This window comes from Herbaspirillum sp. Sphag64 (assembly GCF_014192645.1).
GTDB lineage: Bacteria > Pseudomonadota > Gammaproteobacteria > Burkholderiales > Burkholderiaceae_D > Herbaspirillum.
In genome coordinates this window covers 183,139-204,548 of sequence record NZ_JACHYE010000002.1, presented here as the reverse complement: position 1 = coordinate 204,548, position 21,410 = coordinate 183,139, and the positions used below count along the sequence as shown (strand labels likewise).

The following is a 21,410-nucleotide window of genomic DNA, read 5'->3' as shown; positions in this document are numbered from 1 at the left end:
ATCTGCGCGGTTGATCGACTCAGGTCTCAGCCCATTGACGCATGAGGTTGTGGTAGCAGCCGATCAAGGTACGTCGTGCGCCTTCGTCGGCACCGGTCTGGTTCAAGGTCTGAATGGCGTTGTCCATGTCGTAGAGCATGCTGCGCTGACCGTCATCCCGAATCAGGCTCTGCACCCATAGAAAACATGCCACACGGACGCCGCGCGTCACCGGGGTGACCTGATGCAGGCTGGTGGAAGGGTAGACCACGATATCGCCGGCAGCCAGCTTCACGCTGTGCAGACCATAGGTATCGTGAATCTGCAGTTCGCCGCCGTCATAATCTGCTGGGTCAGACAGAAACAGCGTGGCCGAGATATCGGTCCGCAGCTTACGGCCATCGTGCGGGTGGATGCGCACACTGCCATCAACGTGCGCACCAAAGGTCATGCCTTCGCTATAACGATTGAACATTGGTGGGTAGACGATATTGGGCAGGCTGGCGCTGATGAAACGTGGATGGCGCTCCAGCGCCGAGAGTACGATCTGCTGGCATTGGTGAGCGACTTCTGAGCGTTCGTCAATCTGCTGGTTGTACTTGACGGGAGCGCCCTGATAGCCAGCAGTGGCGCGCCCGTCCACCCATGCTGGTCCGGCTTCGTGCAAGTGTTGACGTAAACGGTCAAGCTGGTTTGCACTGAGGACGTTGGGAATGGCAACTAACATGGGTGGCGCTCTCTTGATTACATACGATAGGTGACCGACAGCATGGCAGTACGGCCGGTACCGGGCACTGAGCGACCACCGTCGGACTGGATCAGGGCATCGTAATACATCTTGTTGGTCAGATTGAACAGATTCAGGCGAATATCATAATCCTTCTGCAGATAAGCGACCGTCGCATCCCAGCGCACGTAGCCTCCAACCTGTACCGTATTGGTGGCGTTGGCATAGCGTTGGGACATGTAGGTGGCACCACCGCCGACCTGCCATTGCGGTGCAACGTCGTAAGTGGTCCAGGTTGCGACCGTGTGCTTGGGCGTGTTCACAGGAATTTTACCCAACGTGCCATCGAGTGAGGAGGCTTCGATGACCTGTGCATCCAGATAAGTGTAATTGGCAGCGACTTGCCATTGCTTGGTAATGCGGCCGGTGGCACCGGCACGCGCACCGCGCGCACGTACGGTACCGTCGAGTGCATAGACGCCGCTCTCGACCTGACTACGGGCGTTTTCCTTGGTGATCTGGAATAGCGCCGCATTGAGTGACAAATCTTCGGCCAGATCCCATTTACCACCGACTTCATAGGCCTTGTTCTTTTCCGGAGCCAGAGCGCTGCTGCTGGTAGTTCCTGAAGTCGAGACAAGTTGCTCCAGCGCGGGATTGAACGAGGTGCTGTAAGACACGTAATACGACTGTGCTGTAGTCGGTTGCCAGATCGCGCCGCCACGCACGCTCAGGAAGTTGACAGTCTGACTGGCACTGAGGGGAGTGGTGATGGTGTTGGAAATGCTGGCAACGTAGTGGTCAAAGCGCAAGCCACCGACCAGCTTGAAGTGCGGGTTGAGCTCCATCGTGTCATTGATATAGGTTGCAATGGTATTGGCGCTGCCGCTAGCGTGATTGCCGAGCTTGCTGGTAACGCTGCTGCCGGCTGCGCTATAGCTTGGATCGGTGGCTGAAATACAGTCGACATAACCTGTCGTGCTTGTGTTGAGCGCGGTACCGTTGCAGGTGCCATTGCGGTAGTAAGCCTGGTTGTCGTAGCCGTCATGACCGACTTCGAAACCTGCCAGTACCTCATGGCGTATGCCCAGTGCATCAAACTTGGCAGTCAGTTCACTTTGGTTGAAGATGGAATAGTCGTGGATGCTGCGATCGTGACTTTGGCCGCGCACATACAGGCTCGATAGTGGCAGGCTGCTCGATGTAACGGGGGTAAAGACGCCGCCGCTAACTGTACCGAGCGTGTTGGGTGCCGTTTCCACTGCGTCGGTGTGGACGTAGTTGAACTGGGTCTGGTTACGTACGGTGACGTCTGGCGTCACCTTGTACTTGATGCCAGCTCCGAGTGCAATAACGTCTTGATTGGTGCGGTCACTGTTGAGGCCGTAGGCCGTGTCGCGATCGACATTGATCGGATGGCCGTTGAGCGCGGGCACGCCATAGTCAGGCATATCGTGATTGTGCTGGATCAATGCCGACAGTGTGACTTCGGTCGCGGTGCCAAGACCATTGACGTAGGAACCTGCCAGCCCCCAATCCTGCACCTGGCTCTGGTTACGCGTTGTAGCGGGGCCATTTTGTGCCATGGCTTCGATCCGCATGGCCGAGGTGTCCGACAGCGGGCGATTGGTATCCACAGTGGTGCGTACCAGGCCGTTGGTGGTCACCGAGCCGGTAATTTCGGTACTCGCCTTGAGGTTGGCTTTCTTGGTGGTCTGATTGATGGCACCACCGGTCGAGCCGCGACCGAACAGCATCGACGAAGGGCCCATCAAGACCTCGATTTCATCGAGTGCGAAGGTGTCGCGATAATACTGGCCGCGATCACGGAAGCCATCAAGATAAATATCGGTACGGGCTGAAAAACCATTGAGGTTGATGTTGTTGCCGATCTGACCACCCTCGGCGCCGCCCAGCGTGATGCCGGACACATTGCGCAACGCGTCTGCCAGCGAGGAAACGCCCTGTGACTGCATCAGCGCCTTGTTGACTACCACTACCGATTGCGGCGTGTCGTGCGAATCGGCCGGTATTTTGGTCAGTGAGGAGTGACTGGCGTTGAAGTCATCCCGCTGTCCCTCAACGACCACTTCCTTGAGGGTTGTATCCGCAGATGTGGCAGGGGTTTCTTGTGCGTGCAGTGTCAGGGGGGCGGAGGAGAGCGCAAGCAGCGCGGCAGCAATAGGCGTCAAACGGTTCATTTTCTTGTCATCAGGTTGGGTCATGGCTGAGGAAAACTGGCTACGACGGGCTGATGCCGTTTGGCTGGCTAAATCCTGTGTTAACTCTCTACATCATAATGATTATGATTATCATTTGCGATAATGTAACGAGATGATACAAGGAAACTGCTTAGAATGTTGATCATTTGTAGAAAAAAATCGATCTGCAACAAAAAAATAGGCATTCATTTGCCTATACCGGCGGCATTCATGGCGGCGCGGAGGCTACAATATGGTCCAATTCGGTGCACTCACTGTGTTGTTTGGTAGTAAGCAGTAGAGGCATGCGTGCAGGACTATTTTTTGTCATGAAGCGATTTTTGAATGTGGTTTGAGCTATGAACGTTTTGCTGGTCGAAGATGATCTGGTATTGGCCGATGGCCTCACACGCATGCTCAAGACTCATGGATTGACCGTCAATACGGTCAACAATGGCACGGATGCCGATGCACTTCTGCAGCGCTATTCAGCTACCGTACTGGTACTCGACATCGGTTTGCCGGGGATGGATGGTTTTGAGGTGGTGCGGCGTTTGCGGGCGCGGGGCAGCAATATGCCCGTATTGTTACTGACCGCACGCGATACCGTGGCCGACCGGGTGCATGGTCTTGAATTGGGTGCTGACGACTATCTGGTCAAGCCGTTTGCGACACCAGAACTGGTGGCACGTATCAAGGCCTTGATACGCCGCAGTACACCCCAGCCCACACAATTGACGGTCGGAGCACTATCGCTCGATACCGCTGCCAAGCGCGCCACCATCGAGGGGCGTAAAGTGGACTTTTCCGTACGCGAATGGACCGTACTGGAATATCTGATGCAGCAAGCCTCGCGGGTTGTCTCCAAGCAGCAGATTATTGATGCGGTCTTGCCTTGGGGCGAAGATGTCACGCTCAATGCGGTGGAGGTTTATGTGTCGCGGATTCGGACCAAGACCGCTGGCTCGGGCGTGGCAATCCGCACCATTCGCGGTTTTGGTTACATGCTGGAGGAAGCGACTTCCGAGGCTTGATGCGGCGGCGACATGATAAGGTGGCGGGATCTCAACCTTGCTACCTTGCTACCTTGCTACCTTGCTGTCGTCCTATGCCAATCGTTCGTCATTTTTTTCAAATCCATCCTCGTCTGATCATTGCCATTGTCATTGGCTTGCTTGGCTACATGGTCGTCCCTGAACGCAGTCTGGTAACGCGCTTGCTGATCGGCTGGAACGCTGGTGTCTGGTGTTATCTGGTGACGATCTGGCTCATGATGCTCAAAGCCAGACCGGATGAGGTGCGGCGCTTGGCCGGTGCTGAGGATCAAAGTGCACAGCTGGTGCTGACGCTGGTCTGCGTTGCGGCAATTGCCAGTCTGGCGGCAATCATCATCGAATTATCCGGGGTCGGGCATATCGATGGTTCACACAAGTTATTGCGCTATGCCTTCACCGGTGGCACGGTATTGGGTTCCTGGTTGCTGATTGGGACCATCTTCACGCTGCACTATGCACGCTTGTTCTACAACGATGCTATTGAGCGGTTGCCGCTGCGCTTTGCTGACAACGAGCCCAACCCTGATTATTGGGATTTTCTCTATTTCTCGTTCACCATTAGCGTCGCAGTGCAAACCTCTGATGTGGCGGTCGCCACGCGCAGCTTACGCAGGACGGTGCTGGCGCATTCGATCATCGGCTTTCTGTTCAATGCGGCGATTCTGGGTTTCGCCATCAATATTGCCGCCGGGCTGGCAGCATAAAAAAAGCGGGATGTGATCAACACATCCCGCTTTTTTGTTGCGTCATAGCGCCGGTGAGGCGCTGTGAGGAAGGGCTATTGCCAGCCGTAGCGGCGGTCGTACCAACCCTTCATCCATTGGATCAGTCCACCGTAGGCCAGCAAAATCACGACCAGCCAAGGGAAGTAGCTCAGTGGCAGGGCTTCCAGCTTGAAGTAGCTTGCCAGTGGCGACATCGGCAGAAGGATACCAATTGCCATGATGACGATGGTCATTCCCATCAGTGGCCACGATGCGCGACTTTGCAGGAATGGAATCCGCTTGGTCCGAATCATGTGCACGATCAGGGTTTGTGACAGCAGACCTTCAATGAACCAGCCAGACTGGAACAGGGTTTGATGATCGACCGAGTTGGCGCCGAAGACGAACCACATCAGTGCGTAGGTACTGATGTCGAAAATCGAACTGATCGGGCCAAAGTAGACCATAAAGCGACCGATTTCACCAGGATTCCAGCGTTGTGGCTTTTCCAGGAATTCCTTGTCGACATTGTCAAACGGAATCGAGATCTGCGACACGTCGTACAGCAGATTCTGGACCAGCAAATGCAGCGGTAACATGGGCAGGAAGGGCAGGAAGGCACTTGCCACCAGTACCGAGAACACGTTGCCGAAGTTGGAGCTGGCGGTGATCTTGATGTACTTGAGCATGTTGGCGAAGGTCTTGCGGCCTTCCAGTACACCTTCTTCCAGCACCATCAGACTCTTTTCCAGCAAAATCAGATCGGCAGCTTCCTTGGCAATATCGACCGCAGTATCGACCGAGATACCAATATCAGCTGCACGCAGAGCTGGGGCGTCGTTGATGCCATCACCCATGAAACCGACCACATGGCCCTTGTCGTGCAGCACACGGACAATGCGCTCCTTGTGAGTTGGGCTGAGCTTGGCGAACACAGTGGTTTTATCAACGATCTCGCTGAGTTCGGCATCGCTCATCTTTTCCACTTGCGAGCCCAGCATCATGCCATCGACCTCCAGACCAACCTGCCGGCAGATCTTTGCGGTTACCAGTTCATTGTCACCGGTCAGGATCTTGACGGTCACGCCATGATCACGCAATGCAGCCAGGGCTGGCTTGGTCGACTCTTTTGGTGGGTCGAGGAAGGCAATGTAACCGATCAGTACCAGATCACTTTCGTCGGCTACGCTATAGACTTCCTTGGTCGGCGGCAAATCCTTGGCAGCCACAGCAACGACGCGCAGACCTTCTGCGTTCAAGCTGGCAGTGGTTTCCCGGATTTCTGCCAGCAGCTCAGGTGTGAAGGGGACAATCTCACCGTTGTTACGGGCATGGGTACAGATTGAGACGATTTCTTCTACGGCACCTTTGCAGATCAGTTCATGGTGATCTTCACGTTCGCTGACCACAACCGACATGCGACGACGCTGGAAGTCGAATGGAATTTCGTCAACCTTGCGATAGACCGAGGCAATCGACATCTCGCGTTGCAGTTCGGCATGCTCCAGCACAGCGACGTCGAGCAGGTTTTTCAGGCCGGTCTGATAGTAGCTGTTCAGGTAGGCATATTGCATCACCTCGTCGTTAGGCTCGCCCAGGATGTCGGTATGACGTTCCAGGAAAATCTTATCCTGGGTCAGCGTACCGGTCTTGTCGGTACACAGCACATCCATCGCCCCAAAGTTCTGAATCGCATCCAGACGTTTGACGATCACCTTCTTGCGCGACAGCGCTACCGCGCCTTTGGCCAGCGTGGAAGTAACGATCATCGGCAGCATTTCCGGGGTCAGACCGACCGCGATGGAAAGCCCGAACAGGAACGCCTCAACCCAGTCGCCCTTGGTGAAACCGTTGATGAAGAACACAATCGGCGTCATCACGAACATGAAACGGATCAGCAGCCAGCTGACCTTGTTGACGCCCGACTGGAATGCTGTTGGTGTGCGATCCGTCGCGGTGACACGTTCTGCCAGTGCGCCGAAGTAAGTCCGTTGACCGGTAGTGACGACCACGGCGGTAGCCGATCCGCTGACCACGTTGGTACCCATGAAGCACAGGTTTTCCAGTTCCAGCGGATTCGTGGTGGGCTCACCCCGGTGTTCGATGAATTTCTCTACCGGCAGTGACTCACCAGTCATGGCCGCCTGGCTGATGAACAGATCCTTGGCGGTCAGCAAGCGCAGGTCGGCTGGAATCATGTCGCCGGCCGAGAGTTGCACGATATCGCCGGGCACCAGTTCCTTGATCGGTACTTCAACCCGCTTGGCACCCTTGGGATGGAGCCGGATATCAAAATACCGTTGCGCTTCCGCAGCGATGTCTTCCACCACATCGTGGCGGCTCACCGTTGCGGTATTGCTGACCATTTCCTTGAGCTTGTCGGCAGCGGTATTGGAGCGCGATTCCTGGATGAAGCGCATCAAGGTGGACAGCACGACCATGGTGCCGATCACAATCGTGGCCTTCATGTCTTCGGTGTAATAAGACACCGCAGCCAGGATGGTGAGTAACAGATTGAACGGGTTCTTGTAGCATTGCCACAGATGGACCCACCAGCTCATCGGCTTTTCATGGCCGACTTCGTTGGGACCGACCTTGGCGCGGATATCTTCGGATTCCTGTTCGGTGAGCCCGTCGGCACGGCTATTGAGTTGATTCAGCAGCACTGCCGGATCGGTCATCGAGGCAGTGGCGAGGTTTTCTGCAATGCTTTGCGGGACATCCTTGTTGGGGGTATTGAGAAACATATCAATACCAAAGCGGCGGAAGTGGCGGTCCATGCCGTGCGCACGGACAAAGACGGCGAAGGTTTCTTTCAGTATATCCAGATTCATAAAGAAGCTCTTTTTCTTTACAGCAGTTCGTGGCCGGAGCTGGGATGTCGCCATCCGGTTCTGGCCATCATGGGTGGAAAACGCAAGAAAACGTCAAACTGTAACGAGTCCGCGTGACATATCGATGACATGCGTCTCAGGGTTGTTGATGCTCTGGCATATGGGCTCCGCAGGTTGAGGTTGCGAAGACCCTTTCGTCGGTATCTGTTGCGCACAATGACATCGGCCACATCGGTCATATCGCTGACAGTCAATGTGAATAATGCGCCGCTGGTACATGCAGCATTGAACTCGAAGCAGCTACGTTTGACAATCAGGATGACCGCCAGGCGTCTGATACAAGAGCGTCAATGTGCACTGCGAACCGTGTGCATGCGTTGGGATGTTGCTTGGTGGAAAAGCAAACGCTTCAGAAGGAAGCTTTGCAAAATGCCATCATCTGCTGTGACAAGATGACGGCAGGGAGGACTCCTGCGTTATCTTGACGAGGCGAGCCGGAACACATTCCGGCAACAACTACCACTCGAACAAGTACCCATGAGAGGGACTCCATAAAATAAAAACGAGCCGATTGTAAGCTGGTCGACGGAATCAGGTCAAGCCTGATTTGTTGCGTTGCAATACGGATCTGTCTTGTTTTATGCCGACCACATCCTATACTCAAAGCACAACAACACCGAGCAGGAGACGCATCATGCCGCATATCATTGAACACAATCTGATGTTCTTCATTCCGTTGGCACTGGCAGGTTTCTTATTATGCGGGGAGGCTCCGGTCGCATCCAAAGCATGGCGTGGCGTGTTGCGCGCTTGTGGTGCAATCTGTGGGGCGTTGTTGGCGCTTTTGGTACTGGAGGTACTGCCAGTGCTAATTTAAACGAGCTTCTTTGCTCGTTCGCCGCAGCTGCGGCGTCGGTTGGAGCGCCGGAGGAAGCCGGATGATCTTCCTGCGGTCAGTGGGCGTGATACGGTTTCAGCGTCTCGTCGGGCGTTCCACCTTTCCATTTACAGGGCTGAGCCAAGGCATCCTCCATGCCGGGCTTGGCCTTCTTTATTGCTGGCAGCCGATGCGCGCGCCCGTTTCTTTGCCGCCATCCACGACCAGACAGTCGCGACCGCGTCCCTTGGCTTGATACATGGCATTGTCTGCCCGTTGCAGCCATGAATAATGCGCTTCCAAATCAGGCTGGAAAGGCACCAGCCCAGCGCTGATGGTGCAACCCCATAGACTGTTTTCCTGCCCGCGGCACAAGCGGACCTGATGCAGCAGACGCTCCGTGATGGCGATTGCTTCACTGAGATCGACATTACGCAGAATGGCGACAAATTCTTCGCCGCCATAGCGGCCAATCAGATCTTCTGCACGCAGATGTTGCTGCAGCAGTGAAGAGAAATTTTTCAATACCGCGTCACCAACCAGATGTCCGTAGTTGTCATTGATGCTTTTGAAATGATCAAGGTCAAGCAGTAACAGACAGGAGTTGCGCTGTTGGTGATGGCTGGCTTCGAACTCTTCAATCAGCAGGGTTTCCCAATAACGTCGGTTGAGCAAGCCGGTGAGGCCATCGCGCTGACTGACGGTCTCGAATGCGCGGGAGCGTTCGGCCAGTTTTTTGGACATGTCATAGGTGGATTTGCCCAATGCCAGTGGATAGAGCGCCAGCATCGGCATGCAGGCAACGATGGTGTACAGGTCGGACAGCGGTTGAAAGTGGAAGTCGAGCAGCAGCAGACCGAGTAAGGCACCCACAACGCTGCCAATCAGACCGCGCAGGAATAGCTTGAGTCCGCCTGCGGCAATGTTGTCCATCGACAGCATGGCCAGAATCAGGGTGCTGGGAACCAGATTGCCCTGCATGGCAATGACCCAGAAGCCGCCGAAGATGGTATCGGCGACTAGGTTGCGGCGCTCGGCACGGTAGGGGACGATGTTTCTGAGTGCCAGATGATAGGCCAGATGAGGCCAGAGGTAGCCGTGAAAAAATAGCAGCACCCATAAGGGCCAGGGAACAGGATTCTGCACGAATGCTGCGGCCACGCAAAAAAAACCAATTGACAGGCCAATCATGCGCAAGCGGTAAATTCGCGCCGCAAAACGAACGCCCTTGCCGATCAGCTCATCTGGTGCGCTGGCATCGCCGAGCGCTTGTCTGAAATGCGCCAGAGACAGCAGGGACAGCAGCGATTGCAGCCGTATCCTGTTGCTGTGGTTCTGCGAGTGAGGTTGGCGAGTGGGCATAGTGTTTTGCTTGGAGGTGACGCCTGAGCCGGGTCGGGGCGCAATTGCCAGGTGGTAATCTGAAACTCCACTTTTCTAGACTACAACATCTATTGCCTTGATGCCAGAATGCCGAGCTGCAATGTCGGAAAACGGTCAAGGACAAAATCCCTGAGTGAAGCGCCTATAATGCTGCATCTTATTTTTCGGTTCGGTCATGCGGATGCCAATAGTCAAGATGAGTCGTTTGTTTGCCACCCTGGTCGTGGTCGGAACTACGCTCGGCGCTGTCAATTTGCCAGTCAGTGCGCAGGAGTTGCCTGCAAGCATGGTCAACGCCCTGCGTCAGGCCAAAATCCCGGTACGGAGCGTGGGCGTGTTTGTACAGCAGGTGGACACCGCTCAGCCTGTGCTGGCTGCCAGTGCGGCAACCGCCTTCAGTCCTGCCTCGGTAATGAAGCTGGTGACGACCGATGCTGCGCTGGAATTACTGGGGCCAACCTATAGCTGGAAAACCCAGGCATTCATTGATGGCGCGCTCCAGAATGGTGTGTTGTCAGGCGATCTGAGTATCAAGGGAAGTGGTGACCCGAAGCTGGTGATGGAGAATTTCTGGATGTTTTTGCGGCAGATACGGGCTAAGGGCGTGCGCGATATTCGCGGCAATCTGGTGCTTGATCGCAGCATCTTCGCAGAACAGGAAGTCGATCCTGCTCAGTTTGATGACGATCCACAGAAACCTTATAACGTTGGCCCAGACGCCTTGTTGCTCAATTACAAGACGATTGCGCTGCATTTTCTGCCTGACGAGAGTGGCAAACAGGTTGTTGTCAGCGTTGAGCCACCACTGGCTGGCTATGTCGTCAATCCACCAAAGCTGTCTGCTGACGTCGCCTGTGGTGACTGGAGGACCCGGCTCAAGGCGGATGTTGGCGATGTGAGTACCTCGTTCGCTGGCAGTTATCCGGCTGCTTGCGGTGAGCAGGTCTGGTATATCAATCCTTATCGCATGAGCGCCAACCAGTATTTTGGTGCCGTATTTCGTCAGATGTGGGCCGAGCTTGGGGGGACATTTTCCGGGCAGGTAGTCGCTGCAACGGTGGCACCGGCAGCGCATTTGTTGGCAGAGTGGCAATCGCCGACGGTGCCTGAAGTGATTCGCGACATCAATAAATACAGCAACAATGTCATGGCGCGTCAATTGCTGTTGACTATGGCAGCCCAGGCTGCAGAAGGTCCCGGCAATGTCGCGCGCGGTGCACAGACGATCTCTGCCTGGCTCTCCAGCAAAGGTATTGCCAGCAATGCCGTGATCATCGATAACGGCGCAGGCCTGTCTCGCACCGAGCGTATTACGCCGGCGATACTCGGGCAATTATTGTTGACGGCTTATCACTCTGCGGTGATGCCGGAATTCATCGCCTCGCTACCGCTGGTCGGCTATGACGGCACCATGCGCAAGCGCCTGCGCAGCGATGCCGTGGCGGGGCAGGCGCACATCAAGACAGGTTCGCTCAACGAGGTACGCTCCGTGGCTGGTTACGTGCAGGCAGCCTCAGGCAAGATGTATGTGGTGGTGTGCCTGATCAATCACCCTAACGCTGCTGCCGGACAGCCAGCGCAGGATGCCTTGCTGCAATGGGTATTTCAGAACGGATAGCCGGGCGCGGCCGCGTTACAATATCGCACCTTTGCAATTGAAAGCTTACCGTGACATTTATCGACAAGTTATCCGCGGCCTGGAGGGCCAATGACTCGCTGCTGTGTGTGGGTCTGGATCCGGATATCAGCAAATTCCCTGCGGACTGGAAAAACCGGCCGGATGCCATCCTTGCCTTCTGTCAAGGTATCATTGATGCAACCGCTGACATGGCTTGTTCCTTCAAGCCACAGATCGCTTATTTCGCGGCCTTGCGCGCAGAAGACCAGCTCGAAGAGATTTGCCGTTACATCAAGACCCGTTACCCCCAAATTCCGATCGTGCTTGATGCCAAGCGAGGTGACATCGGTGCCACCGCTGAGCAATATGCGCGCGAAGCATTTGAGCGCTATGGCGCCGATGCTGTCACCGTCAGCCCTTATATGGGGTTTGATTCGGTCGCGCCTTATCTGGAATGGAAGGATCGTGGCGCCATCGTGCTGTGCCGTACTTCTAACGCTGGTGGTTCTGATCTGCAATTCCTGCAGGTGGACGGCGTGCCGCTGTACCAGCACGTTGCGCGTCTGGTCGCAGAAAAGTGGAATACCAACGGTCAATGTGGTCTGGTGGTCGGTGCGACCTTCCCTGATGAACTGGCACAAGTACGTCGCATTATTGGCGACATGCCCTTGCTGGTACCGGGTGTCGGCGCTCAAGGTGGCGATGTGGCGGCAACCGTGAAAGCTGGCAAGACCGCTGACGCCTTGGGGATGATGATCAATTCTTCGCGTGCGATCCTGTACGCCAAGCCCGAAGCTGGGGAAGATTATGCTGCTGCGGCGCGACGGGTAGCCGCAGAGACACGTGCTGCAATCAATCTCCATCGCTGAAATTCCTGCTCCATCATGCGCCATAGCCGCTAACCCGACCCAATAAAAAACGCCGTGTCTCTGCAGAGCACGGCGTTTTTTTGCTGTAGCGAAGACCGCTCAACTCAGTAATCTGATCAAGCCTAGCAGGGAGTGAATCACCGACTGTTCGCGCACACTGTGACGATCACCGCTGAATACCTTGCGCTCGGTGAAAGTCTGATCGCCCACGCGCCAGCCAAAGCACACGGTGCCGACAGGCTTGCCTGGTACAGCGCCGCCCGGCCCGGCGATTCCGGTGGTAGACACAGCGACCGAGGAATTACTGTTGGCTACTGCGGCTTCGGCCATGGCGCCCGCGATTTCCTCACTGACTGCCCCATGCTGGGCGATCAGTGCTTCAGGAATATCGAGCAATTCATTTTTGGACGCATTGGAATAGGTTACAAAGCCGCAGTCGAACCATTCTGACGAACCGGCGATTTCGGTGATGGCCTGAGCGATGCCGCCGCCGGTACACGACTCGGCCGTCGCCAGTAGCAGGTTTCTGGTTTTGAGTACCTGGCCGACGCGCGCAGCCACTTCTGTGGTGGTGTCCATGTTGATGTCATCCTTCTGGTTGGGTGGTCAACGTGTGCCAGAGCGCCGGGACTGAATCCAGGCGTGCACATGATAAGGATACTCTGGTTGGCAGCGCTTTAGATAGTACGCCAGATGGCAAATGCCAGCAGGGTATAGAAAGCGGCAACAATATCATCCCACATGACGCCGAATCCACCTTTGAAATGACGGTCAAAATAAGCAATCGGTGGTGGTTTGACCATATCGAAAAAGCGGAAACCGATAAAGGCCCAGCATTGTGTTTTCAAATCGGCAGGCGAAACCATCAACAGCACCAGCCAGAAGGCGATAATTTCATCCCATACCATGCTGCCATGGTCGGGCGCGCCAAGGTTACGACCTGTGATGTGACACGCCCAGATGCCGATGACAAAACCAATAACAATGATCAGGCCCCAGGTGAGTGGCGTGAAGAGAGCAGGCCAACGGAAATTCAGGACGACATAGGCCACCCAGGCAAACAGCGTACCGCAGGTACCGGGCATGATGGGTGATAGCCCGCTGCCAAAGCCCTGTGCCAGGATATGCGCAGGGTGTTGGCGCATGAAATGAGACGTTGCCCGGATTTTTGTGCCCGATTTGCTGCCCGGATTGTTGTCTGGATGTTGATTCAAGGTCGTGCTCATGCGCTGAAATGGTCAAAGGAATGAAGGTTGAGTGCTACCGGATCGCCGTTGCCGTCGACCAGTCTTAGGCCGGGTGTTGCCTCAATGACACCGACCCGGGTTACTTCTGCGCCGGCTTGTGCTGCTGCCAATAACACCTGCTCACGACGAGCTGAGGAAGCGGTGAAGCAAAGCTCGTAATCGTCGCCGCCATTGAGCATGAAGTCATGCCGCAGACCTTGCGGCTGCTGTTGCAAGACGGTCCCAGCCGGCAAGGCGTCCAGATCAATGCAGGCACCGACTCGGGAGCGCTGCAAAATATGCCCCAGATCGCCGGACAAGCCATCAGAAATATCAATCGCGGCGTGGGCAATGCCACGTAATCCCATGCCCAGTGCGACCCGAGGTGTAGGTTGGTGCATGCGTTGTGCTGCCGTATGAAGTGACTCAGGATCCAGATGCAGTTCATGCCGGTAGGCTGCAAGTGCCAGACGTGCATCACCGAGCGAGCCGGAGACCCAGATATCGTCGCCTGTTTTTGCCGCATCGCGTCGCAATGCCTGGGTAAGCGGGATTTCGCCGAATACCGTGATGCTGATGGTCAACGGCCCCTTCGTGGTGTCGCCGCCTATTAACTCGCAGCCGTGCTCCTCTGCCAGTGCTAACAGACCGTTGGAAAACGGCTCCAGCCATGCTTCTTCAGCTGCTGGTAGTGCCAGGGCCAGGGTAAAAGCAATCGGTTGTGCCCCCATTGCTGCCAGATCTGACAGATTGACCGCGAGGCACTTGTGGCCCAGCGCATAAGCATCTGCCTGGGCAAAGAAGTGACGACCTTCCACCAGCATGTCGCTGGAGATTGCCAACTGACAGCCGGGCGCCGGTGTCAGCAATGCGCAATCGTCGCCAATCCCTAGCGCAGTGCGGCTGCCGGGTTGCAGCGGACGTGTGAAATAACGGGAGATGAGTTCGAATTCGGAGAGCATGGCGCGATTGTAACCAATACGTCATGCTTTTCGGCAGATTCCACGTTTTCTCCACGGGTTTTCCACGATTGACAGTGGTGCACATTCAGGCAATCCTGATGCCCCGGAAAGCTCATGGCTTCGTCGCGGAAACCACGCCGCCACTGGCTTTTTGGATGGTGCGCCGCACCACAAGTGGCCTATGAGAAGGGGGGGACCTCTGCTAGAATCATAGGTCTTCGACACGTCTAGAAAAGAGAATGCAGAGTATGGATTCGATGATAAGCAAGAAAGAAGAATTGCGTCAGCAACTTCGCCAGGCAGCGCTGGAATATCATGAATTCCCGACCCCGGGAAAGATCAGCGTCACACCCACCAAGCTCCTTACCAATCAACGAGACCTCTCTTTGGCGTACTCTCCTGGCGTCGCTGCGGCCTGTGAAGAGATCGTCGCCGATCCCGCGAACGCCTTCCGCTATACCGCACGTGGCAATCTGGTGGCGGTCATCAGTAACGGTACTGCGGTGCTGGGCCTGGGTAATATCGGCCCGCTGGCCTCCAAGCCGGTGATGGAAGGCAAGGGCGTGTTGTTCAAGAAATTTGCTGGCATCGATGTCTTCGACATCGAAATCAACGAGACCGACCCTGACAAACTGTGCGACATCATCGCCTCCCTGGAACCAACCTTCGGTGGTGTCAATCTGGAAGATATCAAGGCACCTGAGTGCTTCTACATCGAGCGCAAATTGCGTGACCGCATGAAGATTCCGGTCTTCCATGATGATCAGCACGGCACAGCGATCATCGTTGGTGCAGCCATTCTCAATGGCCTCAAGGTGGTCAACAAGGACATGAAGGAAGTCAAGCTGGTGGTCTCCGGCGCGGGTGCGGCCGCACTGGCTTGTCTGGATCTGATCGTCGATCTGGGCTTCCCGATTGAGAATATTTACGTCACCGACCTCGCAGGCGTGGTCTACAAGGGCCGTACCGAGTTGATGGATCCGGACAAGGAGCGTTTTGCCCGCGAAACCACAGCCCGTACCTTGGCTGATGTGATTCCCGGTGCTGACATTTTCCTCGGTGTCTCCGCTGGTGGCGTGCTCAAGCAAGACATGGTCAAGCAAATGGCGGCGCGTCCGCTGGTGCTTGCGCTGGCCAATCCAACACCTGAAATCCTGCCTGAAGAAGTCATGGCGGTGCGTGACGATGCGGTCATTGCGACTGGTCGCTCGGACTATCCGAATCAGGTCAACAACGTTCTGTGCTTTCCGTATATCTTCCGCGGTGCGCTGGACTGTGGTGCCACCACGATTACTCGTGAGATGGAAATCGCAGCGGTCTACGCGATTGCCGAACTGGCGCAAGCCGAGCAATCCGACGTGGTGGCAGCGACGTACGGCATCAGCAACCTGTCGTTCGGTCCTGAATACATTATCCCCAAGCCTTTTGATCCACGCCTGATGATCAAGATCGCAACTGCTGTTGCGCAGGCTGCGGTGACTTCGGGCGTGGCGGCGCGTCCGATCAAGGACATGGATGCCTATGCCGAAAAGCTGGAACAGTTTGTCTATCACAGCGGTACCTTCATGCGTCCTATCTTCCAGGTTGCCAAGAAGGCGCCGGAAGCCAGAAAACGTATCGTTTATGCCGAAGGCGAAGACGAGCGTGTACTGCGCGCAGTACAGGTGGTGGTCGACGAAGGTCTGGCCAAGCCAATTCTGGTTGGCCGTCCGGAAGTACTGGAGCAACGCATCCAGAAATTTGGTTTGCGTCTGCGTCCGGGGGTTGATTTTGAAGTCATCAATCCTAACTTCGACAGCCGCTATCGCGACTACTGGCAGACATTCCTGCAAATGTCCAAGCGTCGCGGTGTAACCGAGCAATATGCCAAGCTGGAAATGCGTCGCCGTCATACGCTGATCGGCTCGATGGCGATCCACAAGGGCGATGCCGATGGCATGATCTGCGGCACCTACGGCACAACACAATTGCATCTGCATTATATTGATCAGGTGCTTGGCAAACGTGATGGCGTCAATGTCTATGCCGCCATGAATGCCGTGATTTTGCCGAATCGACAACTGGTGCTGGTCGATACCCACGTCAATGAAAATCCGACAGCGGAAGAGCTGGCTGAAATCACGATCCTGGCGGCGGAAGAAATGCGTCGTTTTGGCTTGCACCCCCGTGCAGCCTTGCTGTCGCATTCAAACTTCGGTTCCAGCAACAGTGAGTCGGCACGCAAGATGCGCGCAGCGCTGGCATTGATTCAGGAGCAGGCGCCTGAACTGGAAGTGGATGGCGAAATGCACGGTGATACAGCGCTCGATACCAAGGTGCTGGCGCAGTTCATGCCCGATTCGCCACTCAAGGGTGACGCCAATCTGCTGGTGATGCCGAATATCGATGCCGCCAATATTGCCTACAATCTGTTGAAGACTGCTTCCGGCAGCGGTGTGGCAATTGGTCCGATCCTATTGGGTTGTGCCAAGCCGGTTCATATCCTGACCGCGTCGGCTACGGTTCGTCGTATCGTCAACATGACGGCATTGTGTGTGATGGATGCGATGTCAGTGCGTTAAATCGGCCATCAAGGCAGGGCAACAATGAAAACGGCGCATTTCTAAAGAAATGCGCCGTTTTTTATTTTTTCTGGGTCAAAGTTGATTTAAAGCTGATCAGGCCAGTACACGTTGCAGCCAGTGGCCGATATCGTCGACTTCTTCTTGGCAGACAGAGTGTTGCATCTGATATTCATGCCACTCGATCTGGTAATCCAGTGCCAGCAAGGCATCACGTGACTGTTCGCCGCGTCCCAGCACGACAATCGGATCTTGCCTGCCGTGCGCCATGAAGATGGGCGTATGCTGGTTGGCGGCAGCACGTTCGGCGGCGATGGTGGATGCCAGTGGCAAGTAGCCAGACAGGCACATCAATCCTGCTAATTTTTCCGGGTGGCGCAGACCAGTTTGCAATGTCATCGCACAACCTTGTGAAAAGCCAGCCAGTACGATGCGATTGGCAGCAATACCGCGCGCACGTTCTTTTGCAATCAACGCTTCGATCTGTGCCTGCGAGGTGCGCAGACCCGGTTCATCTTCCCGACGCACCAGATCCGGTGCGAAAATATCGTACCAGGCGCGCATCACATAGCCACCATTGACGGTGACGGGGCGCGTATCCGCGGTCGGGAAGACAAAGCGAATAGCCGGTGCGACAGTCAGATCAAGCTCGCGCACGATCGGTACAAAGTCATTGCCGTCGGCACCCAGGCCATGCAGCCAGATGACGGCTGCGGTGGGATTGGGGGCTGTTTCAATTTCGATCGTGGCAAGCGGATTCAGAGCGGTGTTAGTGGAGGATGTTGACATGATATTTTCTTCGCATCACAGCACCGAGGGCTTGATGCACAATAGAGGTTTGCAGTGGAGTGAATCAGGGTGTTCATGATACGACGATATTGGTCGTGACGCTGCCCTCCATGTTCTCCAAGGATAGGTAATGAAGCAAACAATCAAGATTGTATTGACCATATCGCTGGCTGCCGCTTTCCTTGCGGCGTGCGCCACCAGAGCTGAAAAAATGCCTCAGGTAAACGGCGAGAATCTATTGATTCATCCGCCATCGGGTTGGCGTCTGGCTCATACCAATGGTGATCCTGACGGTAATTACGTGGTTGAGTTCATGCCCAACGCAGAAGAAAAAGAGGCGTGGCGCGAGGGTTACATGTCGGTACAGCGTGGGGCATTTAATCCGAGTTCAGGTCAGCATATGGCACCGCAGGCGCTGGCGACGTTGATGCAGGTGGCACAAACCAAATGTCCGGGGCGCTTCGTGCCAATGACGTCCAAGGATACCCAGATCAGTGGTGCCTATGCAGCGATAGGTGGTGGCTTCTGCAGCCGTGATGGTGATGTGGCACCGTATGGCGAAGGTAATCTCACTGCCATCATCGAGGGAAGGAAAAATCTGTTTTTGGTGCAGTTTGGCTGGCGTCCGGCAACCGAAGATGATCAGAAGGACTCTGGTTGGCGCATCCGGCCCGAGCGCCTGAAGCAGTATCTGGATTTGATCAATCAGGCGAGTCTGTGTGGTGCTCAGGGGGAGCTGCCATGCCCGCCCTGATTATTTGATGGGGTTTAACGCGCAGGACGGATGGCGGACTTGGGCCGAAATGCCTTGCAGACGGCCTCATCGGTTTCAATATACGGTCCGCCGATCAGATCGATGCAATACGGGACTGCTGCAAAGATGCCGGCAACCAGTTGCTTGCCGTCGTTATCCTTGAGGCCTTCCAGTGTTTCTTTGATTGCTTTGGGCTGGCCCGGCAGATTCAGGATCAGGGCCGCGTGATCGGCGGTTTCACGGATCACGGCAACCTGTCGCGAGAGAATCGCCGTTGGGACGAATTGCAGGCTGATCTGGCGCATCTGCTCGCCAAATCCGGGCATTTCCTTGGTAGCAACGGCCAGCGTCGCTTCGGGTGTGACATCGCGTCTGGCCGGGCCGGTGCCACCGGTGGTGAGCACCAGATTGCAGCCAAGTTGGTCGACCAGCTCAATCAAGGTGGCTTCAATGCTTGCCTGCTCGTCCGGAATCAGACGGGTTTCCATACGCCATGGGCTGGAGAGGGCCGCACCAAACCACTCCTGCAAGGCAGGAATGCCCTTGTCTTCATAGATGCCGGTGGAGGCGCGGTCCGAGATGGATACCAGACCGATCAGCAGTGTTTCTGACGTGTCTGCCATGTCAGTCGTTGTGCTCATGCCCGCTGTCTTCGTCTGCGTCGTCGCCATCCGACTCGGACTCGGTGCTGCCGGCACGTGACTGCGCCTGCAATTGCTTCAGAATCTGGAAGATTTCGCGATAGGCCTTGGGTGGCTTGTTTTCTGCCTGTTCCTTGCGCGCATTGCGAATCAGTGTACGCAGGTGCTGTACGTCCAGTTCAGGATGCTGCGCCAGCAGTTCAGTCAGAGCGCCATCGTCCTTGAGCAGCTTTTCGCGACGTCGTTCCAGCGCGTGCATGGAAGCGGTATCTGCCTTGGACAGGCCACGCCAGCTATCGAGCGTGCGCTGGATGGCAGCGATTTCGTCTTCCTCCAGCGTGCGCATCTTTTTGCCAACATATTGCATCTGGCGACGACGACCTTCATGGTCCTTGATTTGCTGGCATTCCAGAATGGCATCACGCACATCTTCTGGCATAGGGACGCGTTTGACGCGGTCGCGAGGTTCGGCAACCAGTTCTTCCCCCAGCTTTTGTAACGCGGTCATTTCGCGTTTGAGTTGTGACTTGGAGGGGCGATCGTATTCCTGCTCGAATTCATTCGATTGGAATCCGCAGGATCCGCGATTGGGATTTGGCATGATTCAGATAAATAAGCTAAACGACTGCTATGATACCCCCTTTTATCTGCATTTCGAAAAATCAGGCCCATGAGCGAATCCGTATTTACCCACAGTCAAGACCAATTGAAACAGCTGGCACAGGACGTGTTGCGCTATGCCAGAGAGAAGGGCGCCTCGGACGCTGCGGTGGATATCAGTGAAGGCAGCGGCTTGTCGGTGGCAGTGCGCCGCGGCAACGTTGAGACCATCGAGCAGAATAAGGACAAAGGTATTGGCGTCACTGTCTACCTCGGTGAGGGCCGCAATGTACGTCGTGGCAATGCCAGTACCTCGGATTTCTCGCAACAGGCTCTCAAGGAGACCGTCGAAGCCGCTTACAACATTGCGCGCTTTACGGCCATTGATGACTGCGCTGGCTTGCCCGATGCTGAGGATCTCGAAATGCATCCCCGTGACCTGAAATTGTGCACGCCCTGGCTGATTACGGCCGAACAGGCGGTACAAATTGCCCAGCGTTGCGAAGCTGCTGCTCTGGCGGTGGATAAACGTATTACCAATAGCGAAGGTTCCAGTGTCTACGCGCAACAATCGCACTTTGTCAGTGCCAACTCGCGTGGTTTTATTGGTGGCTATCCATTTTCCCGCCATACTATTTCGGTCGCGCCGATTGCCGGCAAGGGCGGCAACATGCAGCGCGATGACTGGTATTCCTCAATGCGCGATCCCAGCAAGCTGGCTGCGCCCGAAGCGATTGGCCGCTATGCTGCAGAGCGCGCACTGGCTCGCTTGAATGCACGCAAGCTGTCGACCCGCAAATGTCCGGTCCTGTTCGAGGCGCCATTGGCCGCAGGCTTGCTGGGAGCGTTTGTACAGGCGGTTTCGGGTGGTGCTTTGTACCGCAAGTCCTCATTCTTGCTGAACTCGCTCGGTCAACAAGTCCTTCCTGAACACATTCAGATTCTCGAAGATCCGCATGTTATCGGTGCCGTCGGCTCTTCTCCATTTGACGATGAGGGTGTCAAGACCCAACGTCGCGCCGTGGTCAGCAATGGCGTGGTGCAAGGCTACTTCCTGTCGACCTATTCGGCGCGCAAGCTGGGCATGCGTACCACAGGCAATTCCGGTGGCTCGCATAACCTGTCGTTGACCTCGTCATTGACACGTGCCGGTGATACGTTCGAAGGCATGCTCAAGAAGCTCGGTACCGGTTTGCTGGTCACGGAGTTGATGGGGCAGGGCGTCAATTATGTGACCGGTGATTATTCGCGCGGTGCCTCCGGTTACTGGGTAGAGAATGGTGTGATTCAGTATCCGGTCGAAGAAATCACCATCGCTGGCAACATGAAGGAGATGCTGCGACATATCGTAGCAGTTGGTAACGACACACTGATCCGTGGCACCAAGGAAACCGGCTCCATCCTGCTGGAGAACATGACAATTGCTGGCGACTAATTGCCCGCCAGCGGCGTTGCACATGACCGGGTGTGCCAGTGCTTTGGCACACTTGGCGGCGAATTGATAGAATACCGCCTTAGTCACTGCAGGCCGGAACCACAGCGAGGTCAGGCAGATGTCAGGACGCAATCTCATCTGTCTTGTCATGTTGCCAATGCACTTCTCTGCTAGCGCCGGCCAATCAATTCTTCC

At 55.5% G+C, this 21,410-nt stretch carries 18 protein-coding genes; 8 read left to right on the top strand and 10 right to left on the bottom strand.

The features are described from left to right. Window positions 1-19: 19 nt before the first annotated feature. Window positions 20-706, bottom strand: a complete 687-nt coding sequence (locus FHW66_RS05895) for a Fe2+-dependent dioxygenase (protein WP_183378840.1) — start codon at window positions 704-706, stop codon at window positions 20-22. A gap of 17 nt (window positions 707-723) precedes the next feature. Beyond that, the gene (locus tag FHW66_RS05890; RefSeq protein WP_183379076.1) at window positions 724-2,907 is read right to left on the bottom strand and encodes a TonB-dependent siderophore receptor; all 2,184 of its coding nucleotides are present in this window, start codon (window positions 2,905-2,907) and stop codon (window positions 724-726) included. Between the two features lie 359 nt (window positions 2,908-3,266). Here FHW66_RS05890 and FHW66_RS05885 point away from each other — a divergent pair, with 359 nt between their 5' ends. Then, a complete protein-coding gene (locus FHW66_RS05885; protein ID WP_183378839.1) occupies window positions 3,267-3,941 on the top strand; it encodes a response regulator transcription factor in 675 nt (224 codons plus the stop codon). Window positions 3,942-4,015: 74 nt separating this feature from the next. Next, entirely contained in the window at window positions 4,016-4,666 is a 651-nt protein-coding gene (locus FHW66_RS05880; RefSeq protein WP_183378838.1) for a DUF1345 domain-containing protein, read from the top strand. Window positions 4,667-4,740: 74 nt separating this feature from the next. Here the strand turns inward: FHW66_RS05880 and mgtA are convergent, their stop codons facing one another. Further along, on the bottom strand, window positions 4,741-7,500 hold the full coding sequence (mgtA, locus tag FHW66_RS05875) for a magnesium-translocating P-type ATPase (RefSeq protein ID WP_183378837.1): 2,760 nt from the start codon (window positions 7,498-7,500) through the stop codon (window positions 4,741-4,743). 694 nt (window positions 7,501-8,194) lie between these two features. Between mgtA and FHW66_RS05870 the strand changes: the two genes are divergently transcribed. Further along, the gene (locus FHW66_RS05870; RefSeq protein WP_183378836.1) at window positions 8,195-8,377 is read left to right on the top strand and encodes a hypothetical protein; all 183 of its coding nucleotides are present in this window, start codon (window positions 8,195-8,197) and stop codon (window positions 8,375-8,377) included. 174 nt (window positions 8,378-8,551) lie between these two features. Here FHW66_RS05870 and FHW66_RS05865 read toward each other — a convergent pair whose 3' ends face one another. Continuing rightward, a complete protein-coding gene (locus FHW66_RS05865; RefSeq protein WP_183378835.1) occupies window positions 8,552-9,739 on the bottom strand; it encodes a diguanylate cyclase in 1,188 nt (395 codons plus the stop codon). 217 nt (window positions 9,740-9,956) lie between these two features. Between FHW66_RS05865 and dacB the strand changes: the two genes are divergently transcribed. Then, window positions 9,957-11,378: a D-alanyl-D-alanine carboxypeptidase/D-alanyl-D-alanine-endopeptidase gene (dacB, locus tag FHW66_RS05860; RefSeq protein WP_183378834.1), complete on the top strand. Its 1,422-nt coding sequence runs from the start codon at window positions 9,957-9,959 to the stop codon at window positions 11,376-11,378. A 50-nt stretch (window positions 11,379-11,428) separates the two neighbouring features. Beyond that, window positions 11,429-12,247 carry an orotidine-5'-phosphate decarboxylase gene (pyrF, locus tag FHW66_RS05855; protein ID WP_183378833.1) on the top strand — a complete coding sequence of 273 codons (819 nt, stop codon included), beginning with the start codon at window positions 11,429-11,431 and terminating at the stop codon, window positions 12,245-12,247. Window positions 12,248-12,346: 99 nt separating this feature from the next. Here pyrF and FHW66_RS05850 read toward each other — a convergent pair whose 3' ends face one another. From FHW66_RS05850 to thiL, 3 genes are all read right to left on the bottom strand, one after another. Next, a complete protein-coding gene (locus tag FHW66_RS05850) occupies window positions 12,347-12,826 on the bottom strand; it encodes a CinA family protein (RefSeq protein WP_183378832.1) in 480 nt (159 codons plus the stop codon). Window positions 12,827-12,924: 98 nt separating this feature from the next. Beyond that, window positions 12,925-13,473 (bottom strand): phosphatidylglycerophosphatase A, encoded by a 549-nt coding sequence (locus tag FHW66_RS05845; protein ID WP_183378831.1) that lies wholly within the window; start codon window positions 13,471-13,473, stop codon window positions 12,925-12,927. After that, window positions 13,470-14,435 carry a thiamine-phosphate kinase gene (gene thiL, locus FHW66_RS05840; RefSeq protein ID WP_183378830.1) on the bottom strand — a complete coding sequence of 322 codons (966 nt, stop codon included), beginning with the start codon at window positions 14,433-14,435 and terminating at the stop codon, window positions 13,470-13,472. The genes FHW66_RS05845 and thiL overlap by 4 nt, the downstream gene beginning before the upstream one ends. Before the next feature lie 248 nt (window positions 14,436-14,683). On the opposite strand from thiL, the gene FHW66_RS05835 reads away from it, so the two are divergent. Beyond that, window positions 14,684-16,996, top strand: coding sequence for an NADP-dependent malic enzyme (locus FHW66_RS05835; RefSeq protein WP_255458837.1), 2,313 nt, complete (start codon window positions 14,684-14,686; stop codon window positions 16,994-16,996). A 96-nt stretch (window positions 16,997-17,092) separates the two neighbouring features. Here FHW66_RS05835 and FHW66_RS05830 read toward each other — a convergent pair whose 3' ends face one another. Further along, complete coding sequence (locus FHW66_RS05830; RefSeq protein ID WP_183378829.1) at window positions 17,093-17,785, bottom strand: alpha/beta hydrolase; 693 nt, start codon at window positions 17,783-17,785, stop codon at window positions 17,093-17,095. A 130-nt stretch (window positions 17,786-17,915) separates the two neighbouring features. Here FHW66_RS05830 and FHW66_RS05825 point away from each other — a divergent pair, with 130 nt between their 5' ends. Continuing rightward, a complete protein-coding gene (locus tag FHW66_RS05825) occupies window positions 17,916-18,539 on the top strand; it encodes a hypothetical protein (RefSeq protein ID WP_183378828.1) in 624 nt (207 codons plus the stop codon). Between the two features lie 14 nt (window positions 18,540-18,553). On the opposite strand, the gene mog is transcribed toward FHW66_RS05825, so the two are convergent. Both mog and yjgA read right to left on the bottom strand, forming a co-directional pair. Further along, entirely contained in the window at window positions 18,554-19,180 is a 627-nt protein-coding gene (gene mog / locus FHW66_RS05820; RefSeq protein ID WP_183378827.1) for a molybdopterin adenylyltransferase, read from the bottom strand. Then, window positions 19,164-19,781, bottom strand: a complete 618-nt coding sequence (gene yjgA / locus FHW66_RS05815; protein ID WP_183378826.1) for a ribosome biogenesis factor YjgA — start codon at window positions 19,779-19,781, stop codon at window positions 19,164-19,166. Before yjgA ends, mog begins: the two co-directional genes overlap by 17 nt. Window positions 19,782-19,850: 69 nt before the next feature. Between yjgA and pmbA the strand changes: the two genes are divergently transcribed. Continuing rightward, window positions 19,851-21,215: a metalloprotease PmbA gene (gene pmbA / locus FHW66_RS05810; RefSeq protein ID WP_183378825.1), complete on the top strand. Its 1,365-nt coding sequence runs from the start codon at window positions 19,851-19,853 to the stop codon at window positions 21,213-21,215. Window positions 21,216-21,410: the final 195 nt, after the last annotated feature.

What these genes read in the sequence shown, in the direction of transcription:
- FHW66_RS05870 (WP_183378836.1), top strand. Translation starts at nt 8,195, where the DNA reads ATGCCGCATATCATTGAACACAATCTGATGTTCTTCATTCCGTTGGCA.
- dacB (WP_183378834.1), top strand. Translation starts at nt 9,957, where the DNA reads ATGAGTCGTTTGTTTGCCACCCTGGTCGTGGTCGGAACTACGCTCGGC.
- FHW66_RS05825 (WP_183378828.1), top strand. Translation starts at nt 17,916, where the DNA reads ATGAAGCAAACAATCAAGATTGTATTGACCATATCGCTGGCTGCCGCT.
- pmbA (WP_183378825.1), top strand. Translation starts at nt 19,851, where the DNA reads ATGAGCGAATCCGTATTTACCCACAGTCAAGACCAATTGAAACAGCTG.
- FHW66_RS05835 (WP_255458837.1), top strand. Translation starts at nt 14,684, where the DNA reads ATGGATTCGATGATAAGCAAGAAAGAAGAATTGCGTCAGCAACTTCGC.
- FHW66_RS05850 (WP_183378832.1), bottom strand. Translation starts at nt 12,826, where the DNA reads ATGGACACCACCACAGAAGTGGCTGCGCGCGTCGGCCAGGTACTCAAA.
- FHW66_RS05890 (WP_183379076.1), bottom strand. Translation starts at nt 2,907, where the DNA reads ATGAACCGTTTGACGCCTATTGCTGCCGCGCTGCTTGCGCTCTCCTCC.
- mgtA (WP_183378837.1), bottom strand. Translation starts at nt 7,500, where the DNA reads ATGAATCTGGATATACTGAAAGAAACCTTCGCCGTCTTTGTCCGTGCG.
- mog (WP_183378827.1), bottom strand. Translation starts at nt 19,180, where the DNA reads ATGAGCACAACGACTGACATGGCAGACACGTCAGAAACACTGCTGATC.
- thiL (WP_183378830.1), bottom strand. Translation starts at nt 14,435, where the DNA reads ATGCTCTCCGAATTCGAACTCATCTCCCGTTATTTCACACGTCCGCTG.
- FHW66_RS05895 (WP_183378840.1), bottom strand. Translation starts at nt 706, where the DNA reads ATGTTAGTTGCCATTCCCAACGTCCTCAGTGCAAACCAGCTTGACCGT.
- yjgA (WP_183378826.1), bottom strand. Translation starts at nt 19,781, where the DNA reads ATGCCAAATCCCAATCGCGGATCCTGCGGATTCCAATCGAATGAATTC.
- FHW66_RS05830 (WP_183378829.1), bottom strand. Translation starts at nt 17,785, where the DNA reads ATGTCAACATCCTCCACTAACACCGCTCTGAATCCGCTTGCCACGATC.
- FHW66_RS05865 (WP_183378835.1), bottom strand. Translation starts at nt 9,739, where the DNA reads ATGCCCACTCGCCAACCTCACTCGCAGAACCACAGCAACAGGATACGG.
- FHW66_RS05880 (WP_183378838.1), top strand. Translation starts at nt 4,016, where the DNA reads ATGCCAATCGTTCGTCATTTTTTTCAAATCCATCCTCGTCTGATCATT.
- FHW66_RS05885 (WP_183378839.1), top strand. Translation starts at nt 3,267, where the DNA reads ATGAACGTTTTGCTGGTCGAAGATGATCTGGTATTGGCCGATGGCCTC.
- FHW66_RS05845 (WP_183378831.1), bottom strand. Translation starts at nt 13,473, where the DNA reads ATGAGCACGACCTTGAATCAACATCCAGACAACAATCCGGGCAGCAAA.